The sequence below is a fragment of the Aquimarina sp. AD10 genome, from assembly GCF_003443715.1.
In the GTDB taxonomy this organism is placed as follows: Bacteria; Bacteroidota; Bacteroidia; order Flavobacteriales; family Flavobacteriaceae; genus Aquimarina; species Aquimarina aggregata.
Map to the genome: position 1 here is coordinate 5,042,575 of NZ_CP031965.1, position 21,756 is coordinate 5,064,330.

The 21,756-nt window shown below is 32.0% G+C and carries 21 protein-coding genes; 14 read left to right on the forward strand and 7 right to left on the reverse strand.

The annotated features are described in order from the left end of the window. Positions 1-34: 34 nt before the first annotated feature. The 11 genes from D1816_RS20900 (at position 35) to D1816_RS20950 (ending at position 10,094) form a co-directional block, all read left to right on the forward strand. Complete coding sequence (locus D1816_RS20900; RefSeq protein ID WP_118505447.1) at positions 35-2,362, forward strand: TonB-dependent receptor; 2,328 nt, start codon at positions 35-37, stop codon at positions 2,360-2,362. Between the two features lie 34 nt (positions 2,363-2,396). Beyond that, positions 2,397-3,686, forward strand: a complete 1,290-nt coding sequence (locus D1816_RS20905) for a DUF4374 domain-containing protein (protein WP_118505449.1) — start codon at positions 2,397-2,399, stop codon at positions 3,684-3,686. A 94-nt stretch (positions 3,687-3,780) separates the two neighbouring features. Beyond that, positions 3,781-4,959, forward strand: a complete 1,179-nt coding sequence (locus D1816_RS20910) for a PepSY domain-containing protein (RefSeq protein ID WP_118505451.1) — start codon at positions 3,781-3,783, stop codon at positions 4,957-4,959. Between the two features lie 107 nt (positions 4,960-5,066). Further along, complete coding sequence (locus D1816_RS20915; protein WP_066308135.1) at positions 5,067-5,498, forward strand: Rrf2 family transcriptional regulator; 432 nt, start codon at positions 5,067-5,069, stop codon at positions 5,496-5,498. A gap of 45 nt (positions 5,499-5,543) precedes the next feature. Further along, positions 5,544-6,017 carry a hypothetical protein gene (locus D1816_RS20920; RefSeq protein ID WP_118505453.1) on the forward strand — a complete coding sequence of 158 codons (474 nt, stop codon included), beginning with the start codon at positions 5,544-5,546 and terminating at the stop codon, positions 6,015-6,017. Between the two features lie 3 nt (positions 6,018-6,020). Continuing rightward, entirely contained in the window at positions 6,021-6,347 is a 327-nt protein-coding gene (locus tag D1816_RS20925; protein WP_066308131.1) for a 2Fe-2S iron-sulfur cluster-binding protein, read from the forward strand. Between the two features lie 7 nt (positions 6,348-6,354). After that, the gene (locus D1816_RS20930) at positions 6,355-6,690 is read left to right on the forward strand and encodes a cupin domain-containing protein (RefSeq protein WP_118506308.1); all 336 of its coding nucleotides are present in this window, start codon (positions 6,355-6,357) and stop codon (positions 6,688-6,690) included. A 28-nt stretch (positions 6,691-6,718) separates the two neighbouring features. Then, positions 6,719-8,938, forward strand: coding sequence for a nitric-oxide reductase large subunit (locus D1816_RS20935; RefSeq protein ID WP_118505456.1), 2,220 nt, complete (start codon positions 6,719-6,721; stop codon positions 8,936-8,938). Between the two features lie 58 nt (positions 8,939-8,996). Next, positions 8,997-9,383, forward strand: coding sequence for a group III truncated hemoglobin (locus D1816_RS20940; RefSeq protein ID WP_066308127.1), 387 nt, complete (start codon positions 8,997-8,999; stop codon positions 9,381-9,383). Positions 9,384-9,448: 65 nt separating this feature from the next. After that, positions 9,449-9,730 (forward strand): hypothetical protein, encoded by a 282-nt coding sequence (locus tag D1816_RS20945; RefSeq protein WP_118505458.1) that lies wholly within the window; start codon positions 9,449-9,451, stop codon positions 9,728-9,730. 130 nt (positions 9,731-9,860) lie between these two features. Continuing rightward, a complete protein-coding gene (locus D1816_RS20950; protein ID WP_066308123.1) occupies positions 9,861-10,094 on the forward strand; it encodes a hexameric tyrosine-coordinated heme protein in 234 nt (77 codons plus the stop codon). A 100-nt stretch (positions 10,095-10,194) separates the two neighbouring features. Here D1816_RS20950 and D1816_RS20955 read toward each other — a convergent pair whose 3' ends face one another. The 4 genes from D1816_RS20955 to D1816_RS20970 form a co-directional block, all read right to left on the reverse strand. After that, the gene (locus D1816_RS20955) at positions 10,195-11,058 is read right to left on the reverse strand and encodes an SDR family oxidoreductase (protein ID WP_118505460.1); all 864 of its coding nucleotides are present in this window, start codon (positions 11,056-11,058) and stop codon (positions 10,195-10,197) included. A gap of 28 nt (positions 11,059-11,086) precedes the next feature. Continuing rightward, on the reverse strand, positions 11,087-11,443 hold the full coding sequence (locus D1816_RS20960; protein ID WP_118505462.1) for a DoxX family protein: 357 nt from the start codon (positions 11,441-11,443) through the stop codon (positions 11,087-11,089). Positions 11,444-11,491: 48 nt separating this feature from the next. Next, the gene (locus D1816_RS20965) at positions 11,492-12,043 is read right to left on the reverse strand and encodes a TetR/AcrR family transcriptional regulator (RefSeq protein WP_066308115.1); all 552 of its coding nucleotides are present in this window, start codon (positions 12,041-12,043) and stop codon (positions 11,492-11,494) included. Positions 12,044-12,231: 188 nt separating this feature from the next. After that, the gene (locus D1816_RS20970; RefSeq protein WP_066308112.1) at positions 12,232-13,053 is read right to left on the reverse strand and encodes a dolichyl-phosphate beta-glucosyltransferase; all 822 of its coding nucleotides are present in this window, start codon (positions 13,051-13,053) and stop codon (positions 12,232-12,234) included. A 172-nt stretch (positions 13,054-13,225) separates the two neighbouring features. Here D1816_RS20970 and D1816_RS20975 point away from each other — a divergent pair, with 172 nt between their 5' ends. From D1816_RS20975 to D1816_RS20985, 3 genes are read left to right on the forward strand one after another with little or no spacing between them, the layout of a single operon-like run. Next, positions 13,226-16,315 carry a hypothetical protein gene (locus tag D1816_RS20975; protein ID WP_118505464.1) on the forward strand — a complete coding sequence of 1,030 codons (3,090 nt, stop codon included), beginning with the start codon at positions 13,226-13,228 and terminating at the stop codon, positions 16,313-16,315. Beyond that, on the forward strand, positions 16,315-17,553 hold the full coding sequence (locus tag D1816_RS20980) for a hypothetical protein (protein ID WP_233565216.1): 1,239 nt from the start codon (positions 16,315-16,317) through the stop codon (positions 17,551-17,553). The genes D1816_RS20975 and D1816_RS20980 overlap by 1 nt, the downstream gene beginning before the upstream one ends. Next, positions 17,550-19,097, forward strand: coding sequence for a glycoside hydrolase family 2 TIM barrel-domain containing protein (locus D1816_RS20985; RefSeq protein WP_118505466.1), 1,548 nt, complete (start codon positions 17,550-17,552; stop codon positions 19,095-19,097). The genes D1816_RS20980 and D1816_RS20985 overlap by 4 nt, the downstream gene beginning before the upstream one ends. A 615-nt stretch (positions 19,098-19,712) precedes the next feature. Here the strand turns inward: D1816_RS20985 and D1816_RS20990 are convergent. The 3 genes from D1816_RS20990 to D1816_RS21000 all read right to left on the reverse strand — a co-directional run bounded on the left by D1816_RS20990 (position 19,713) and on the right by D1816_RS21000 (position 21,716). Further along, positions 19,713-20,894, reverse strand: a complete 1,182-nt coding sequence (locus D1816_RS20990) for a glycosyltransferase (protein WP_118505469.1) — start codon at positions 20,892-20,894, stop codon at positions 19,713-19,715. Between the two features lie 199 nt (positions 20,895-21,093). Next, a complete protein-coding gene (locus D1816_RS20995) occupies positions 21,094-21,393 on the reverse strand; it encodes a hypothetical protein (protein WP_118505471.1) in 300 nt (99 codons plus the stop codon). A gap of 26 nt (positions 21,394-21,419) precedes the next feature. Beyond that, positions 21,420-21,716, reverse strand: a complete 297-nt coding sequence (locus D1816_RS21000; RefSeq protein WP_066308092.1) for an STAS domain-containing protein — start codon at positions 21,714-21,716, stop codon at positions 21,420-21,422. Positions 21,717-21,756 lie beyond the last annotated feature (40 nt).

Sequence of the window (21,756 nt, forward strand, 5' to 3'; positions counted from 1 at the left end):
TAACTAAATAGTTTAAAAAAAATTGTAATCGTCAGTGAATATTTTAGAAAAAAAATGGAGTGTCTTTTTTCTGTTTTTTGTAGCAATATCATGTGTTGCTCAGAGCAGCATTAAAGGAAAAATTGTAGACCATAATTCTGATCCAATAGTGGGAGCTTCAATTCAAATACTTGAATTAAAAGGAGTAGGAGCAATTAGTGATTTTGAAGGAAAATTTACTATTCCCATTACGCAAGGAACCTATGTTTTAGAGACCAGTTATATAGGATTTAAAAAGAATACACAAAAAGTTGTAATAACTTCTGAAACGGTATCCCTAACCATCATTTTACAAGAAGATATAGAGCAATTAAACGATGTTGTAATAAAAAGTAAAACAGAAAATGAAAAAAAACGCAATAAGGGCTATAATCTCAATATTGTAGAGGCAAAAAACCTTAAAAATTCAAGTACCGATATTAACCAAGTGATCAAAAGCATACCAGGAGTTAATATAAGAGAGGTAGGAGGGTTAGGTTCTAATTTTAAATTAGCACTAAATGGACTTACAGGAAATCAAATCAGATACTTTATTGATGGTGTTCCTATGGAAAATTTTGGTTCTACATTAACCCTCAATAATTTCCCTATTAACCTCGTGGAATCTATAGAAGTTTATAAGGGAGTGGTTCCTATTTCTTTAGGGTCCGATGCACTTGGAGGGGCTATTAATATTAACACAGGATATAAAAATAAAAACTATTTAGACGCAAGCTACAGTGTGGGGTCATTTAATACGCATAGAGTAGCACTAAATACTCAATTAATAGGTAAAAGGAATTACTATTTCAGGTTTACGTCTTTTTTTAATTATTCAGACAATGATTACATAATGAAAGATGTCCCTGTTTTTGATTTAGAATTGGGTAATTTTTTAGGCAATATTGATGCTAAGAGATTTAATGACGAATATACTTCAGCAATGTTGTCTGCAGAATTTGGAGTTTTTGATAAGGCGTATGCAGATAAATGGTATTTCCGATTGCTCAATACTTTCAATAAAAATAATTACCAGCATCCTGATAATAATATTTTTAGAGCTTTAGGTGATTTTAATACAGAAGGGCAAACGTATTTAATATCAACTGTTTATCAAAAAACGATTAGTAATTTAGAACTTCGCGCATCTGGTCTAGTAGGTAACGTCAAAGAAACTTATGATGATACCAGCACTCGAAAGTATAATTGGACAGGTAATTTTATCGAAAGAGATGAATCTGATCAATTAGGAGAATTAGGGGTAGCCAGATCATTATTTCGTCTTACTGATCTGGTAGCAAATAGTCAATTTAATATAAAGTACTCTTTAAATGATAACCATACTATAGAGGGTAATCATGCTTTTAATTTTTTAAAACGAAAAGGTAAAGACGATGTAAACCTTAACAATACTTCTTTTAGAGCTCCAAGTTCACTAAAAAAGAATGTATTTGGACTTTCATACACGCTAAAAAATTCTCAAAATATTTATGATGTTACTTTCTTCGGTAAGCATTATTTATTTTCAGCCGACCAAGAAAACAGCAATGGAGCTATAGCCCAAACTATTGATTTTTCTACTACAGGTTACGGTCTCTCTTTGGCAATAAGGCCGATAAGAGATTTAACACTAAAAGCATCATATGAAAAAGCCTATAGAATTCCTGAAAGTTATGAGTTACTCGGAAACGGATTGTTTATAACCCCCAACTTTGATTTACAACCTGAAGAAAGCGATAATATTAATTTGGGAGGGCGCTTAAATACTACTTTTTCTACTTTTAAAATAGCATATGATATTAATCTGTTTTACCGACAATCAAATAATTTTATCCGTTTAAAAAGACCTGAAGGGATTTTTAGCGAGTTTGATAATCTTACTGATGTTACTACAAAAGGTATAGAATCTGGAATCAAAGCATTGTTCATAAATCGATTTGAAGCACAGTTTAATTTTACATATCAAGATATCATTGATAAAGACAGGTTTGATGAAGGTTTTGAGAATGCTGCTTTTAATAGTAGAGTGCCTAATATCCCTTATTTTTTCTGGAATACCAGACTTGGAGCTAAGTTTTTAAAGGATAGATTAGCAATATATTGGAATTATTCGTTCACAGAATCTTTTTTCCTGAAAACAGAAAATAACGGTAACCCTTTAGATAAGAATGATATACCTGCACAAAATATACATGGATTAGATATAGATTATAGTTGGAAAGAGGGTAGATATAACCTTTCTGCTTCAGTGACTAATTTAATGGATGACTTGGTCTTTGATAACTTCAGAATTCAAAAACCAGGAAGAGCAATTTATCTGAAATTCAGATATTTTTTACAATAAATAATAAGTATTCACAATTAAAATTAAGTATAAAATGAAACAATTAAAAATAACTACTTTATCAATAGCTATTCTGGGCTTGCTTGGTTTAACAGCCTGTAGTAGTGATGATGATGTTCCTACTGGAGGAGGCGTAACAGAGCCAGCAGTAACTGGTCAATCTTCTAAAGGTTTTGTTATGGCGTTACGAACAACCGGTGATAATGAAACCGACTATATAGTAAGTAAAGAAGATATCATGTCTGGAGAAATTTCAGCAGTAGGAACAGGTATCGAACTTACAAGCTGGAGATTTTTCTATCCAGTAGGTAAAACACTTTTTTCTACGGGATATAGTGAAGATAATCAAGGTACTGCCTATGCCGATAATGGAGAAGGATTTATAGAAAAAAGAGGAGGTTTTATTTTTGAAAACGCCTTAGAGATGTTTGGAGCTAGTGATGATGGCAATACACTTTTAGCTATGGAAATAGCGAGAGATTTACCAACTAGAAGATTACATGTTATCGATGCACAGACTGGCTTAGTAAAACAAATTTCTAACATTCAAATTTTTGTAGAACCTAATGCTGATCCTCGAAATTCTAAAATTTCATGGCCTACTGCCTTGCAGATAAGAGGAGATAAACTATTTATTCCGTTTCAAAAAATAAAAAATGAATTTAATGATGAAGGAGCGGCTGTTGATCTTAGTACAACTGACCCTGATGAAGCTTTTGTAGCTGTGTATTCATACCCCAATATAGGAACGACTCCAGAAAAAATTATTGCAGATAGTAGGACTAGTAATATTGGAGTTAATGGTACGACTACAGGTTTGATAGAGGCAGATAACGGAGATTTATATTCTTTTTCTTGTGGTGCTGTTATGGCTGGTTTCTCTGAAGCATCAACAAAACCATCAGGGATTTTAAGAATCAAAAATAATGAAACAGAGTTTGATACTGATTACTTCTTTAATGTAGAAGAAGTAACAAGTGGTGGTAAGTTATTTTCGTTAGATTATGCAGGTGGTAATAAAGCGATTGCTCGTATACTAACCAATGATACAGGTAATAAATGGGAGGCTTTTGGAAGAACTGTATTTAATCAAAAATTAGTGATCATCGATTTGGTTGAAAAAACTGTTACCGATGTAGCTAATATACCACTGCATGCAAAACGATATTCGTCACCAATTTTAGTTGAAAATGGTAAAGCGTATGTAAGTATTGAAACTGCAACAGATGCGTATGTATATCAAGTTGATATAGCAAGTGCTACTGGAACTAAAGGAGCAAAAATTATTGGTAAAACAATAAAGGGGTTCTTTAGGCTACAATAGAGTCTACAAGATTAATAAATAACAATTTTTTCGGATAGATATTTGCGTTCAGCAAGACTTTTCTGGGCGCAAATACTTTTATACCAATAGATAAATGAAAACTATAAAAAAGAATAAAAAAGCAAACAGACGTAAAACAATTTTACAACTTCATAAAATATTAGGGTTGATTACGGGAGTTGTACTTTTTATAGTTTCAATAACAGGATGTTTGTGGGTTTTTAAAGACGAAATAGAAAGTTTTTATGATGACTATAAATATGTAACGCCTAGACATGAAGATTTTATTACAGCTTCTAACATAAAAAAAATCGCAGAAGAAATTATCCCAAATAAAACCATTCATGGCGTGATTTACGGTCAATCCAATGAAGCCATAGAAGTTGTATTTTATGAAGCAGAACCTGAGATTTTTTATCACAGTGTTTTTTTAGACCCTTATTCTGGGGATTTTATAAAAAGAGTAAATAACAATTCTGGTTTTTTTGGTTTTATATTAAAAGGACACCTTCGTTTGTGGTTGCCTGATGCAATAGGATCAAGAGTAGTATCATACTCGGTTTTAATGTTTTTAATCATAATGATTAGCGGATTATTTTTGTGGTGGCCCAGAAATAAAAAGAATTGGCGGCAGCGTTTAAAATTTGATTGGAACTCTAAAACACGTTGGAAACGAAAAAACTTTGACCTTCATACAGTAACTGGTTTCTATGTCTCTTCATTAGGATTGTTACTAGCTTTTACAGGATGTGTAATGGCGTTTAATTGGTTTTATTTTATAGCGTATAAAGTATCTGGAGGTGATAAAGCTCCTCAATTTATTATACCTAACAGTACGCAATCTTATGTTATCGAATCAGAAGATGAACCAGCTTACAATAAACTTGTGCCTCTTTTACAACAAAAATATACAAATGCTGTTAGTTACGAATTGCATTATCCCGAAAATGATACGACCTCTATTTTAGTCGAAGTAAGCAATTCTAAGGGATTATATTATAATATGGATTACCTCTTCTTTGATCAAAACACATTACAAGAACTAGAAACAACTAGTATTTACGGCAAGTATAAAGACGCTAAATTTGCAGATAAAGTGATCCGGATGAATTATGATATCCATATTGGTGCTATTGGCGGGATAGTCGGTAAAATAATTGCTTTTTTAGTAAGCTTGTTATGCGCATCATTGCCTGTAAGTGGTGTTTTACTTTGGTATGGACGTACATATAAAAAGCATAAAAAAACTTCTCAACAAGGTGTTTTGGTTTAGAAAAATCTTTGGTAAATTTTAAGAATATGAATTTTAGTAAGTTTTATAAAGGATATTTTTGTCCGTTATAAAATAATTAGTTAGTTTTGTGCTCTAATATTTTATATATGTTTTCAAAGTCTTGTGAATATGGTCTTAGAGCAGTAATTTTTATTGCACAACAAACCACTAAAAATAATATGGTTAGTCTAAGTACTATTTCAGAAGAAATAAACTCGCCACAAGCATTTACGGCTAAAGTTTTACAACAACTTACTCGCAGTAACATCGTAAAATCAGTAAAAGGTCCTTATGGCGGTTTTACAATAGAAGACAATAAAATGAACACAAAACTTAGTGAGGTCGTGAGTGTTTTAGATGGGGATGCTATTTATACAGGATGTGGTTTAGGATTAAAACAATGTGATGCTAACTCTCCTTGCCCACTTCATTTTAAGTTTGTAGAGATAAGAGATGGCTTAAGAAATATGTTAGAAAATACATCCTTACTATCCATTGCAGAAGATATGAATACAGATTTTACCATTTTAAAGCGATAAAAAAAATTTAAACATAAAAAGGATAAAAAGATCTTTTAATCTTTTATGAAAAAAGAATATCAATATATCAAATACGTCATAGCAATCAATTTTATCTGGTTGGGATTTGTAGGCGCCATTAGCTTTATGGAAGCTTGGTTGAAGTTTCAAGCTCCTGGTATTACTACCGAGATAGGTTTAGGAATTGGACAATTAGTTTTTAATGCCCTAAACAAAGTTGAGATTACTTGTGCATTAGCAATATTTGTAGTTATGATCTATTCAAAACCAATGTATAAGCAGATAAAAAGAAAATACTTTTTAGGCATCTCATTACTAATCTTAGGCTTACAAACTATTTGGTTATTACCAGCATTAGATCATCGTGCAGATTTGATTATTCAAGGAGTAGATGTTCCCAAAAGCAGATTGCATTTATGGTATGTATTGTTCGAAATACTAAAAGTAATAAGTCTTTTCGCCTACGGAATGATGCTTTTTAAAATATATCTGGAAAAGAGTAGCACTAAAAAGATATGACTTATGAAAACAATGACAAGGTTGAGCGTAACCATTATTGATGCTTTTAATGAGATTCATAAAATTGATTTTAAACGATACGAATATCCCAATTTGATGGAATTGATTATTGATAATTATTATGAAGAGATAGGGGATTGTGGTGGTAAAGGATTATGCGGAACATGCCATATTAAACCTCTTTCGATCTTAATTGATGATAAAGATATTACAGAAATACAAACCCTAAATAAATTACAAAATAGCACAAAGATGAGTCGTTTGTCTTGCCAAATACTAGTAAACGAAAAGATTAACGGAATGTCTTTTAAACTGATAAATGAAAATTAAGAAAATTATGAAAACAGGATCTTTAACAGAAAACCTAGTATACAAAAAGGACAAACCGGCGATTACAGTTTTACTAAAAACAGAAACTTCTAAAGAGATTAGGATTGTTATGAAAAGTAAGCAAGTAATGAAAGAGCATAAAGCTCCTTTTCCTATAGTCATTGAAATATTCGAAGGAGCAATTGATTTTGGAGTTAATGGCAATAAACAATTCCTTAAAAAGGGGGATCTAATAGCGTTAGATGCTAATGTACCACATGATCTAAAATGTATAGATGATGCTATTGTGCGATTATCAATTTCAAGTTTGGATACAACAGGCAGAGTTAAAAATATAATCTAAAACAACCCTATAAATTAAAAATATAGAAATGAGAAAAATTTGGATTGGATTTTCCAGTGTAGTTATACTGTCATTCATTGCTTTAATATGGGTTGGAACAGAAATTTATCAAACACAACCCCCAATACCGGATTTGGTAATTGTATCAGAAACCGGAGCAGTCGTATTTACAAAAAATGATATTCAAACAGGACAAAACGTTTGGGAATCAATAGGAGGGATGGAGGTTGGCTCTATCTGGGGACACGGTAGCTATGTAGCTCCGGATTGGACTGCAGATTGGATACATAAAGAAGCTGTGTTTATGTTAGATGCATGGGCTCGTAAAGATTACAATGACAATTACGATAATCTGGGTGTAGAAGAAAAAGCCGCATTAAAGGCACGTTTGATTAAAAATGTTAAAACAAACACATATAACCATACTACTAAAAGTATTACAATATCTAAAGCTAGATATGATGCGATCAAACAAAACTCAGGCTATTATGCGACTATATTCTCTGAAGGACATGAGCAATATGCTATTCAAAAAGGAGCATTAGTAGATACCGAGAAATTAGCTCAGTTAAATGCATTCTTGTTTTGGACTTCTTGGGCGGCTAGTACAAATAGACCTAATGAAACCTATACATATACTTCGAACTGGCCGCATGAACCTTTAATAGATAATACAATTACACCAGATTCTCAGATTTGGTCTGGGTTTTCGGTAGTCTTACTACTATTGTTTATTGGGGTACTTACCTATTATTATATCAGAAATCATGAGAAAGGAGAGGCGGTTGTTCAACCAAATGAAGATCCTCTTACGGATATACTACTTACAAGATCCCAAAAATCGGTATTAAAATATTTTATAGTAATTTCTTTATTAATAGGATTACAGATTATTCTTGGAATTTTAACGGTGCATTATACTGTAGAGGGGCAAGCATTTTTTGGCTTCGATTTAGCCAGTATCTTGCCATATGCTATTACTCGAACATGGCATACACAATTAGCCGTGTTTTGGATTGCTGCCACTTGGTTAGCTACAGGCTTATTTTTAGCCCCGATGATTAGTGGCAAAGAAATGAAGTATCAGGTTTTCGGGATTAATTTTCTCTTTTCGGCCTTACTAGTTATCGTATTAGGGTCGTTGCTTGGTGAATGGTTGGGAGTACATCAATTTTTGGACTTAACAACAAACTTTTTCTTTGGACATCAAGGGTATGAGTATATGGATTTGGGGCGTTTTTGGCAGATTTTTCTTGCAGTTGGTTTAGTGTTATGGGTGATCATGGTAGGAAGACATGTACTCTATGGTATTAGAAAAAATGACGATACCAAACACTTATTGATTATACTTTTAATATCAGTAATAGCCATAGGAATGTTCTTTTTCTCTGGATTGATGTATGGTGAAAATAGTAGTTTGCCTGTGATAAACTATTGGAGGTGGTGGTTGGTGCATTTATGGGTTGAAGGTTTCTTTGAAGTTTTTGCAACAGTAGTCATTGCTTTTATATTCTTAAGAATGAAGATCTTATCTGCAAAAACAGCAGGTAAAGCATCTATAGCTTCGGCTACAATCTTTTTAGCAGGAGGAATTATAGGTACGTTACACCATTTATACTATTCAGGTACTCCCGTACAAGCAATAGCGCTTGGAGCAACATTTAGTGCTTTAGAAGTCGTACCTCTTACTTTAATGGGGTTTGAAATAAGAGAAAACTGGAACCTCTTAAAGTCAAATCAATGGATACAAAATTATAAATGGCCAATATTTTTCTTTATAGCGGTTGCGTTTTGGAATATGGTAGGAGCAGGTGTATTTGGTTTCCTAATTAATCCACCAATTGCTTTATACTATATACAAGGATTAAATACGACTGCTGTGCATGCTCATACAGCGCTATTTGGAGTATATGGTATGCTCGGTATGGGATTTATTATTATATGTCTTCGATTTTATTCAGATAGAAAATGGAATAATCAAAAATTAAAAAGAGCATTTTGGTTCTTAAATATTGGGTTAAGTGCCATGGTGATTCTAAGCCTCCTTCCTGTTGGTATTATCCAGGCGTATACCTCGATAACAAAGGGATATTCTTTTGCGAGAGATGCAGAATTACTGTACTCACCAGTCGTGCAAACTTTAAAATGGTTGCGTATGATAGGTGATATTATATTCTCGGTAGGAATATTCTATTTCTGTTGGTTCGCTATTCAAGAAACGATCTATTGTCTAAAAAAAAGAAACTAAACTAATACGCCAGTACATATCAATATTTGCTTGATGCGTACTGGTATAAAATAAAAAGATGGAAGAAATACGTAATCGAGATGATGTTTTTGTTCTGGTATCAACTTTTTATAGAACCATTCAAAAAGATGAATTACTGGGACCAATATTTAATAGCCATATTCCCGAAAATAACTGGCCAATGCATTTAGAAAAACTCACAGATTTTTGGGTCACGGCATTATTTGGACAAGCTTGTTTTAAAGGAAACCCAGGGCAGGTACATAAAAATGTGGATAAAAATTTAAACCACAGTATTACTCAAGTTCATTTTGGGAAATGGTTAGAGTTATGGTTTACTACAATAGATGCATTGTATGAAGGCGAATTGGCGCAAAGAGCAAAAGATGCAGCAAGAAAAATGGCAACAAGCCAATATTTAACGATTTGGAAAAGCAGACCCTAATGATAAAGTGACTCAATGTTTAATCGAAACCAGTATTGTATTCTTGGTTTCATAAAAAAAGAAAAATGAAAATTTATCAAAGTTATTTAAAAGAGTATTCAAAAGGAATAATAGGATATTCTCCTATTGCAATTATAGGACAAAGTTGTTTAGGGTCAGTAGCCGCTATGTTTATATTAATGAACGGGAACTCTGCAATACAAATGATTCAATTATTTATAATAACCATCATGTGTATGTTTTATAATGCGGCTATTTTATCTCAGCAAAAACCCAAAATAAGTTTTAATTTACTTGTTATGAGTGTAGCATTCAGTATTTCCTTTACGATTATTAATTTGATTTAAATCATTTTTATAGATGATCCTATTTTAAAATTCAGATCTTCTTCATATGCCGTAGCATTTGTAGGTAGACTCCAAGAAAATAAGCAAAGTAACAAGTACTCAGAATAAACTTAATTAAGATTATTATAATATGGAAAAAAAAGAAATATGGTTAGAAAGCCTAATTACGAAGAACCCACAAGAAGGATATGAATTAGCGATAAAACTATCAAGAATGGGAGTGAAGTCTACACAACCAGATATAGAAGTTTTAAAAAAATTGAGGAAGGAGTATGCAAATAGCGCTTCTGGTCTTACTGCAGCATCGCATGTGATTGCTGTGAATTTTCAAACAATTTCTGCAGCGAATAAGTATTGGAAATAGCGATAAGATAAAATTAAATGTTCGTTTTAATAAGAATATAAGTTTATAAAAAAAGGTACTTTGTTTTAAAGTACCTTTTTTTATAATTTTTTTGAAGATTTTACTTCAAAAACCGCTCTTTTATATCTTGAATGAGTTTGGTGCCATCTGGATCTGCCTGCGTTTTAAGCAATGTGAAATCTTCGGCCCATTGCGAAGTTCGTATTCGTAAAGGAGGGTTTTTAGATTGAATTACTTTTAAAATAACATGAGCAACTTCTTCAGGAGTTTGATATACTTGATCTGCACTTTCTTGGGCTCTTTTTTGAACCCCACTCATATACTTTTCTAATATGGGCATATAATCGGGATGTGCCATTTGCCCATCTGTAATGGTTTTTTCCATCGCAGATTTCATAAATTCAGAAACAATACCTCCAGGTTCTACTAAAGAAAACTTTATTCCAAATGGATCGGTGATGTATGAGGCCAAAGCTTCTGTAAATCCTTCTACAGCAAACTTAGCACCACAGTAAAGTTCATTAAATGGTTGTCCAACTAAACCGCCAACAGAAGTAATATTTATAATATGACCTTTCATTTTTTCTCGCATACTAGGAAGTACCGCTTTGGTACATCGTACAACTCCGAGGTAGTTGACATCTGTAACCCATTTTAATTCTTCTTCAGTAGTTTGTTCAGTAGTTTTGGCAAAACCAGCCCCTGCATTATTAATCAGTAAATCTATTTGTCCTTCTTTGGCTAATATGAGTTTTATACATGAATCGATAGATTCTTGATCAGTAACATCTAGTTGTAAAACCTCTAGATGTATAGATGCTGTTTTGGCACTTTGCATAAGAGCTTCTTGTTTTTTTAAGTTACGCATAGTAGCATAGACTTTAAAACCGTTTTGCGCGAGTATAATAGATGTTTCGAGACCCAATCCAGATGATGTTCCGGTAACAATGGCTATTTTTTTCATTGATTAATTTTTTAAGGTTTATATAAGATTATAAGATGTTTGATTTATGTAGATATAGGTTTGAAATAAGTACTAATGCTATAAACAGTAGGTTAAGGAGTGATATAAAAATAGAATCTTTATGAGCTGTATGTGCTACGATTGATGTTATAAAGAAGAAGGTAACTCCTGCATATGCCCACTCTTTTATCTGTAAAGGAATTTGGGGAACAAGTAAAATAATAACAGCAATAATTTTTAAAACAGCTAGCTGTATCCTAAAATGATCAGGAAACCCTAATGCGCGTATTCCCGTAATAGTTGCTTGACTAAAAATATAGGAGTATGAACTCCATAATAGTAAAATTGATAGTAAACCTGTAGAGGTCCAATAAATAGTTTTCATATGAGTATAGTTTGGAGTGAATGTTCATTCCATTTTTGATTAAAAAAATTATAACTTCAAGGCGTCCCAAACCAATTTTAATTGATTCGAAGTCGATATTGTTTTTAGATTGGTAGTATGAAATAACCATCTTAAATTAGAGAAAATGGCTCCTCCTAAAAATTGTAAAAGTTCCTCTATATCGATATCTTTTATGACACCCTCTTTTTGACCTTTTTTGAGTAAAGTTATTACAGGTTCAATAGCTTTATATCCTTCTCTTTTACTTTCTTCTGAGATAATAGGAGAGCTATTTAGTTGTTCTAAAAACTGAAAATAAACGGGGTTTTTTAAGAAAAAATTAATCACCACAATATAGTAGTGTTCAAATTCTTCTTTAATAGTTTCTTTAGAAATTGGTGATAATAGTAATGCTTTTTCCTTTTGTTTAATATCAATATAAATGGCATTTATTAATATTTCCTTTGTAGGGAAATAATTATAAATAGTACCCATGCCAGTATTTGCTGCTTTTGCTATTGCAGACATAGGAGTAGCATGTATGCCATTTACAACTAATAACTCTAAGGCAGCTTTAAGAATGCTTTCTTTTTTATTCACATAGCAAAACTAGAAAGATGGAATGAATATTCCAAAAATAGAGAAGGTGTTTTTCGTTATAGGTTTTTAATACACTTTAAAAGAATAATGTCAAAGAATCCAAAAAGAAAAACCTGTCTACTTGTTTTATTACTTATCCAAAATTAAAACAAGTTTGACAGGTTTTCGCCTACAGTCACCTTAAATTATTAAGCTGCTAAAGCTGTATTGGGCATACCGAATATCTCTATACTCGGTTCAATGATTTCTTCAATATTGGTGTAACTTAAATTTTGAAGAATAGTATAATTAAACCAGATGGATAACAATCGATAAGGGATTTCTAGAGAATCTCTTAACCCTAATTTAGAATCCTCCATATGCACCCATCGCTGTAGGGGTTGTTCATAGATTTTACTTAAAATTTTGACTTTTCCAAAGTGTTCCTTCATTCTTAAAAACATCTCCACATCAAATAACCATCTACTAAAGAAATTTTTCTTAAATAATACAGGAACAAGTTTAGTCCTAAAGATTTTTGCACCACATTGTGTATCTTCTATAGGTAATTTCAAAATAAAGTATACAAGGATTTTAATGATTTTTGAAAATAATCCTCTAATTGCGTTTTTTTCGATAGTTGCAGAGGTATCTTTTGCCCTTGAGCCAAATACCATATCTAAATCATTATTACTTTTTAGCGTATGCAATAGTCCGTTAAAATCGTTAAAATCTGTGGATAGATCGGCATCTATAAAACCTATAAATTCTATATCGCCTCTAGTATATAAATAATTTGCACCTGTTCTTACAGCAGAAGCTTTTCCTGCGTTTTTCTTTATATCAATTACACTAATTCTAAAAGGGTTAGATTGTTGTAACTCTTTTAATACATCTATAGTATTATCGTTACTTCCATCGTTTACGAAACATAGGTGGAAATTGTTATTTGTTCGTATACAGTTTAAAAATGCAATTGTATTTAATCTTTTTTCTTCGTTATAACAGGGTATAATAATTCCAGTTTTCATAATGTAGCATTAGGGGTTCTTTTTTAAAATTAATTATCATTGATATCGAGATCTGCCACAATTCGGTGAGAAGAGAATTGCTGTAGATGAATGGTTTTTTTCAGAAGGTGTGCTATTCGTCGAAACTGAAACCTTTGTTGTATATTTAAATCATAAACTATGGCGAGTCTATATGGATAAATCCACAAATAAGTATTTAATTAGTGCATTGCTGATAGGTGTCATGTTCCATGGAACAGCAATTTTTTTTACACTAGAGTCTACTTACGATGCATTAATTCATCTTTTTTTTGGGAATCACTATGCCAATAACTGGTTTGATCCTTGGAGTTATAGTTGGTATACCGGTTTTACAGTTATGGGGTACCCACCTCTTGTACATCAAAGTATTGGTTTGTTATCATACATCGGTGGAGTAAAATTTGGGCTGTTTACTGTGGCTATTATAGGTATTATTCTTTTTATAACTGGGATATATCGATTTGCATTAGTACTTACCTCGAATAGAAACGTAGCCGGATATACAGCAATATTTGCAGTGTTCTCGTCTACATTTATAGAGACATTACATATTTTTGGACAACTACCTAGTATTGTAGGGCTCTCTATTTTACTTCATGCACTGCCCGAAATCTACCTTTGGATTAAAATAGGAAAATATAAGTATTTGGTAAATGCCTTAAGTCTTCTGGCAGTTACAGTTACCTCACATCATGTAACTCCTATTTTTGGAATGGTCTTTTTTATCTTTCCATTAATTGGTATGATAATTATGGATGCATCGAGAGAAAAAGTAAATAACTACAAAGAGGTTAGGTTTTTTCTATTTTTCAAAACTTTTTTGTCGCTTTTTAAAAGAATAGTGGTTTTTGGTTTTGGATCATTATTGCTCATTATATTTTGTATTTTACCTTATTGGGTGAATACCAAAAATAACCCAATTACTCAAGTTCCAATTCCGCATGGTTCTAGAGATAATTTTTTTGAAGTTACTTCTTCTGGTTTGGTGTTCTTTTTGATTCCTTGGGGAATCTTATTGTTTATACTTCCTTATATCTGGTTTCGGTTTTACAGTAAACGATATCTGTTTTTTGGATTATCTTTTACGCTTTTAACAATTTTAGGAACAGGGGGGACTACTCCCATTCCCAGAATGATGCTTGGGGATAATGCATTTAATATTCTTACATTAGATAGATTTACATTATGGGCTTCAATAATGGCATTGCCAATTTTTGGGGAGTTTGGTTACCGTTTTGTTGAAGGTGACTTAAGACAGAAAATTCAAGAAAAATATGGCGGAGTGTATCGAAGAGTTTTAGGAGGCTTGTTTGTATCTACTTTTGTTTTTATAGTATTCTTTACTATGAGTTTAGGGTATTTTAGACCTTTTCAGCCTCAGAAAATAAAAATGCTTCCTATTCTTAATTTTTTACAACAAGATCAACACGATCATTGGCGATTTTTACCACTTGGTTTTGGAGATCAAATGGCTTGGCTTTCTGCGCAGACAAATGCAATGACTGTTGATGGAAATTATCACTCTGCAAGAAGACTACCAGAATTGACGACTAGAGCAGTAGAACGTCTTGAAAATTCAAAATTTAGAGGTGTAGAAGGCATAGGTTCATTACAACAATTCCTTACCGTTCCCGAAAAATACAATTTAAAATATGTCTTTTCTAATGATAAGTTTTATGACCCTATTTTATATTTCTGTGGTTGGCAAAGATTAAGACAATTAGAAAACGGAATTATGGTTTGGGAGAAACTAAACATTCCCCCGCTATCCAGTATTTTACCAAAAGAAGACGTACCAACTTTTTTAAAGTTAATGTGGGGTTTGATACCTGTTGGTACTGTTTTATTGGCGTTTATTATTAATATACAATTGATTTGGATCCATGGTTTAAAATCTAAACATAAGAGCTTTCCTGTGTATTTTAAATTTGCAGTAGCCTATGATGGTTTTAAAAGTTCAGTAATTAAAATTAGTCATATATGGGGTGTACTCATGATTATTGTTTTTGGAATTGGTTTTTACTTATTGTATATAAAAAATGCAAAACAAATTAGCCCGATAAATGTAACCGAATCATATTATGACGCCTTGGATTTTAAAGAATTTGAGCGAGCATATTCTTATTTAGATCCAAATAGTACTAAAACCAAAGATCAGTATATGTTAGAGATTGCAGTAACAGATGGGCTTTTAAGTTCTTACGCAAAATTAGATGAGATAAGAGTCGACATAATTGCTCAAACCGATAGTACAGCCAAAGTAAAAGCATTTACAAAATGGGTTACGCCTTTGGAGAAAATTGATAAAACGTTTTTTCATGAATTGATAAAAGAAGATAAAAAATGGTTTGTTAAAGCGTCTAGTTATGATCTAGATATTCCACCAGATCAATTGTTTGTAGAAAACACTCCAAATTACTTTAACCACGGAAGACGTAGAATTACTTCAGAACAAACTTATCATGAAGATGTCTTAAAACAACCTGTTTTAGAAGTACTCTCGGCAAAAATTATATCGAATAATGGACAATACGCTATTATTGGTGAAATACAGAATATAGATAATGTTCCTGCAGATGTTGTTATTGCAGGAACATTATATAACGAAGCAAATAAAAAATTGGCAATGTTTAATGTGAAACATCAAATGAAACATAAGTTAATGCCTAAAGAAATAACTAGTTTTCGCGTTAATTTTGAAGGTATTGCTTGGTCCAACCATGAAGAGCGCAAACCAGAAACATTTGATCCTGATCAATTTACTCCGGTTAATTTAGAGGAGCAGCCTACTAATTTTGATTTGCAATGTGCAGGAAACGTCGCCACAGTGGATTTGTATAAAGGAGTAACGATTAATGAACTTTCTATTCAAAAAGATCATATTGAGGGCGTATTGTTTAATTCTGGTCTCCAAGAGGTAACAATACCGTTGTTATTAGTTTCATATTACGATGAGAATAGTGAACTGATATGGGTCGATCATCAATATTTACCAGAAGGTATTAGACCACAACGCAAACAATATTTTGACTACAAGTTATTAGATATTTCGACAGTTAGTAAAGGAGAAAATAACCTGGAAAACGTTTTTATTAATGGTTTGTTGAATAAAGAAATAAGCAATAAAGTTGTACCAGAAAGAAAATATGAACACCAGTTAATTCCTCTAATACCAATAAGTGGAAAAGGCTTTAGTTATGTCAAGTTAGAAGTGAATACCTATATAGGAAACCCGAATTAATGAAATTAAATAAAAGAAAACGATATATCATTTTGTTACTGTTTCCGATAGTAATAGCTATCAGTATTGCCTTTACAAATAGTACAACACAAAAAAGAAATATTACAGCTACTTTGTTAACCAAGTCAACAACTTTTGAAGCAGGGCAAAATATACAACTTGACTTTAAACTTAGTGATTCTGTGGTAACAGAACTTTTTCTGCATTCGTCCTATGGTACAACTGTCATAACACCTAATCTGTCTGATAATACTCAATTTGACATTCCAGATTTTATGGCCAACAAAAAAGGAAGAATAACGTATACATTGGTATATAAATCTAAAGGTATTGCCAGCGGAGAAATAAAGATCATAGCTACCACAGAACAAAAAGTGTTTCTTGAATCTTATATCGGTCCTCCTAGTATTATTGCTGGGGGTAGAGATTATACAATGCAGACAGTTCTTGCCAATGATTCTTATGATAACCCTATTGCCGATAGTACTAAGGTTATAATGAAACATCAGTTTTTGGATAGAATAGAAGAACGAGAATTGTATAGTAAAGATATGATAACATGGACAAATATATTTTCTTATAAAAAATCAGGTAGAATGCTATTATTCTCAAAAGTGCATGCTACAGTATCTAAAGAGTTTTCTGTAGAAGTTTACCCTTCGTTACCAGAAAATTTTGAAATTACCAGTAAGCGAGAACATATCTATGCCGACGGTAATCAAATTACAGAGTTTATAACCTCTATAATTAGAGATGAGAATGGTAATATAGTTAGTGATGGTACCATGGTTGATTTTTCAATTAAAGATAAAAGTGGATTATTATTACACACCCAAGGAAAAACTATTGAAGGTAAAGCTGTTGCTAAAATGTTACACCCTAGTCATCATGAAATTTGGCAAATTAAAGGCTATGTACATGGTATGGCAGAAAGTAATACGCTGTTATTAGAATATGAAGCAGTATTAGACGATTTTAATGTTCAGTTTACGAATCATAATAGAGAAATTAAAGTAGGACCTTTAATAAGCTTTATGGAACAATTAATTCCAGATGGTGCTATCGTTAAAATGAATATCATAAAAAATGGAGTAAAAATAGACACTAAGATAGAATCATCAAGCCAGGGTTTGGTACGATTCATTTTGCAAGAAGGTTTTTATGATACTGGTGAGTATACTATTGTAATATCGGCACTGGGAGTAGAAAAAAAATATAACGATATAAGACTAAAATGATAAGCTGGAACAGATACATATACAGAATATTTATTATTATTTCTTTTGTCGGAGTAATAGTATTAGTACTTTTTGGGATTAGCCAAACCTTATCATATCTAAATACCGGAGCCGATAGGAGTTCAATGTTGCATCTAGCATTAAATAAAGAACAAATATACTTGCCTAAAATAGTGTGGAAAGATACCACAAATCCAGGGCGACCTATGGAAAAACAAACGCTTTTTGATATTGAACAAGATTACCTTAATGCCTGGTATATTCGTAATGCTGCATACCAAACTAATAAAAATGAAGGAATAGAAGACTATTATACCAAGAGTGCAAGAAAGAATATTGATAGCACATTGCAATTTAATAAAGAGCAGGGAATCGCTATACATAGCACCACTACAAACCATACCATAGATTTAGATTTTTATAGTGCAGATGGGCAATTAGCCGTGTTAACCGATAGTAATGTAAAAGAATACCAAAGAGTTTATAGAAATGAAACGATGATACTTGAGACCGAAATAAAGTCAGATTATCAAGTACTATTAATGTTAGAAGATGGTTTCTGGCGCGTAAGACATATAGTAAAAGAAGAAAGTAAAAAGCAAGACACCATTATTGAATCTAACGGTTTTGCAAAAACGATAGATGATATAATCTATGTCGAGAATAAAGAATACCAAATTAAAGGCATTAATTATTATCCGCAAAAAACACCATGGGATATGTTTGGAGACAGTTTTGATATCGAAGCAATACGAAAGGATTTTGATATTTTGCTAGATGGAGGCTTAAATACAATACGGATTTTTGTGCCTTATGAGGTGTTTGGAAAGGCAAACGTTGAGGTAGAAAAAATTGAAAAATTAAAACAGGTTCTTGATAATGCAGAAAATAAAGAGCTTATGGTTATTGTAACCTTATTTGATTTTTATGGTGATTATTCTGTATTAGATTGGACCTTAACACACCGCCATGCAGAGCAAATTGTAAGTGCTTTTAAAGAACACAAAGCAATCTTAGCATGGGATATAAAGAATGAACCTAATTTGGATTTTGATACTAGAGGAAAAGAAAATGTATTAGCGTGGTTAAAAGAAATGAAACATCAAATAAAACAATACGATCCAAATCACTTGATTACCATAGGCTGGTCTGATATAGAATCTGCAAGTCTTTTACAAGATGAAATGGATATCATATCTTTTCACTATTATCTTGATCAAAATAGTTTTACAGATTCGTATTCAGAATTAAAAACAAATATTCAAAAACCTCTTGTGTTACAAGAGTTTGGACTATCGTCTAATCGAGGACTTTGGAGCCCTTTTGGGGCTTCACAAAAAAAACAAGCCGACTACCATCAGCAATTTCAGGAAATTATAAAGCAAGAAAATTTGCATTACATGTCTTGGACACTCTATGATTTTGAAGAAGTGCCTAGTGCCGTTGTTGGAAAATTACCTTGGCGTAAACACAAACAAAAGCATTTTGGTTTTATTGATCGTGAAGGAAACAAAAAACCAGCTTTCAAATTTATAGGAAATTAACAACAGGAACTCTTAAAAATAAGAACACCTGCAGTATGGTGCAGGTGTAGCATATTTTTGACGAAAATGTTAAATCGAAGGCTATCAGATTCTATAAACATCTTTTTATTATTAGATGGTCGGTATTGATCTAATTTCCAGATTTAGTATTGTATATATTTTTATTCAAGTAGTAAAGAAGTCGAAACTTTAATTTTATCCTTACTAAATCGAATTTTATATTTTAATTCTGAATTTGTTTTTTTAAGACCGTATCAACATTATTATTCTTTTTTTTAATAATGTTTCTTTGTTACACTACAAATATGGGCCTAATTGATAGCTTTTGAGCCTTATTTTCGATGAGCAGTTAGTATGTGTCGATGATTGTAATGTTATTGACTTTTAACGTTTTACAGTAAATGATCAATAGTCTGATTATCTTGAAAGATTGTTGAAAATGAGGATAAAAAAATAGTAGAACTAATTTAATACTACCCGTTAATGATATAGAAATAGTAAGAAGTGGGAGATAAGGCTGAGTTTATTGTGTATTAGAAGTAAGAATTGTACACATAGATAATTGTTAATCTATGAAAGGAGGGGGCTTTTACAGTGTTGTTTTAAGTTTTAAAGCTATTTTTTCTTTGCTTTTATTGCCTTGAACTGCTCTATATACATTGATGTAATTTTACTCATAGGAAACGCTGTAGCTGCCTTGTAATTAGCTTTTTCCAAAGTATTTCGGTATACAGGATCTAATACAATTTTTTCTATAGCATCAGCAAGGCTGTCAATACTTTCAGGGTCAAAAAATTCACCTTTATACCCTTCATCTTTTACCAACAAGCTTAGGTCTCCTAAATCTGGCATTACAACCGCTTTACCATAGCTTCCGGCTTGATGAAGTACACCAGAACTTCCGGTTGTTGAGGTATACGGAAATACTACCATAGCACTATCTGCAAAGATTCTAGGAACATCTACTTCTTCTACATAACCCGTAAACCTTAGTTGCGGTACATGAGCATATTTTGTCTTCATAGATTCAAGGTATCCAGGAACATTCGGGTTATCGGTTCCTGCTATTACAATCTCTAGATCTGCATCTGTTCTTAAACGCACTTTTTCTACCGCTTCAATCATAATTTCTACTTTTTTATACGTGCCAAATTTTCCAAACGTCATTATTTGCAAAGGCCCTTCGGGTAGTTGATAATTAGGTTCTACTGGCAATTCAAAAGTGCCATGAGGAATTTGAACTATATCTTCGGTCTTATATTTTGCTTTTAAGATGTGTACGTATTTATCGATAGTAACGGCAACAATATCCGCACCCAAAATAAAGCGTGTTAGCATCGTGCCAATGCCAGTATAAATTTTTTGCAGTAATTTGTTTTTAGTAAACCCAGAGCTTTCTAAATCTACCTGTTCCATAATATTATGTAGCAAAACTATGGTAGGTATATTATTCATAACGCATCGCTTTGGCAATAATAGACCAAGGGCTGCAGCTATCTTTTTATCTCCAAATTTCATGAATTGAAGGTTAAACAATATAGCATCGGGTTTTGTTTGCTTAACTGCTTTCATTACCGAAAAAAGAATGCTATAACTGTTAAAAGACCAACATTGTTTTACTATAATATTACAACCGTCTTCTTCAAAATTGATATCAGCTTCTTTGTCTGAAACATCTGTTAGTAATATAAGTTCAGAAACTTCTTGATGTTGTCTAAAATATTTTACTAAATGGTATGCGTATTCATTTAAGGTTACTTTACTTGGAGGGTAAGCGGTTACAATAGCTAATCTCATTTATATTTCTATTTTATTAGGAAAGAGACAGAAACGTATTAAAATCCAAAAGAGGTATTAGGTTTTAAGATTTTAGGACGAGTGGGGTACGTCTTTTTATGTTATACACTAAGTTATAACAACCTTATTTAAAAAACAACTCAAAAAGGATAAGAATCTATAGTATCTTAGTGAATTACGTTTTTTAAGTGATAAAGATTTAGTAACTATCTCTAAAAATATAGTTTACTTGGTTTTCTTTGAATGCATTTGAAACTACCTCATTTTCTTTTCCTAGAACAAATAACACTTTACTTCTTTTATTTGCTTTGGCATAGGTTTCTTTAAGTACTGCAATTCCTTTTTTATCTATTTTTTTAACTTTGTTAAGACACATAACGACTTCTTCGTAATGATCTAATAAGTAGTTAAAATGTTCTTTTACGATTACAGTATTATCTAGGGTTAAATTTCCTATAATTTCAAAGGTTCCTGCGATGTTTATAATTTGTAGTTTCATAATGGTAGTATTTTGGGGTTTGGGGGTTAGACAAAATCACTTCTTAAAATGTAGTTGACATTGCCAAATGCCTGCCGTACGATCTTATTTTCTTTACCGATAATAAAGAAGATTTTATTGTTTTTTACTGCATTTTTAAACAATCGAGTAAGTACATTAACTCCAAAAGCATCTATTTTTTTTACTTTATCGAGACACACTACTACTTTTTCAGAATGAAATAATAACTTCTCAAAATGGTGTTGTACAGAACGGGCATTTTCTGCTACAATGTTTCCTTTAATTTCAAAAACTTCTTGGTTTTTAGTAATTCGTAACGCCATAACTATTTTGTTTTTAAGGGTTATTGTTTTATAAATATGG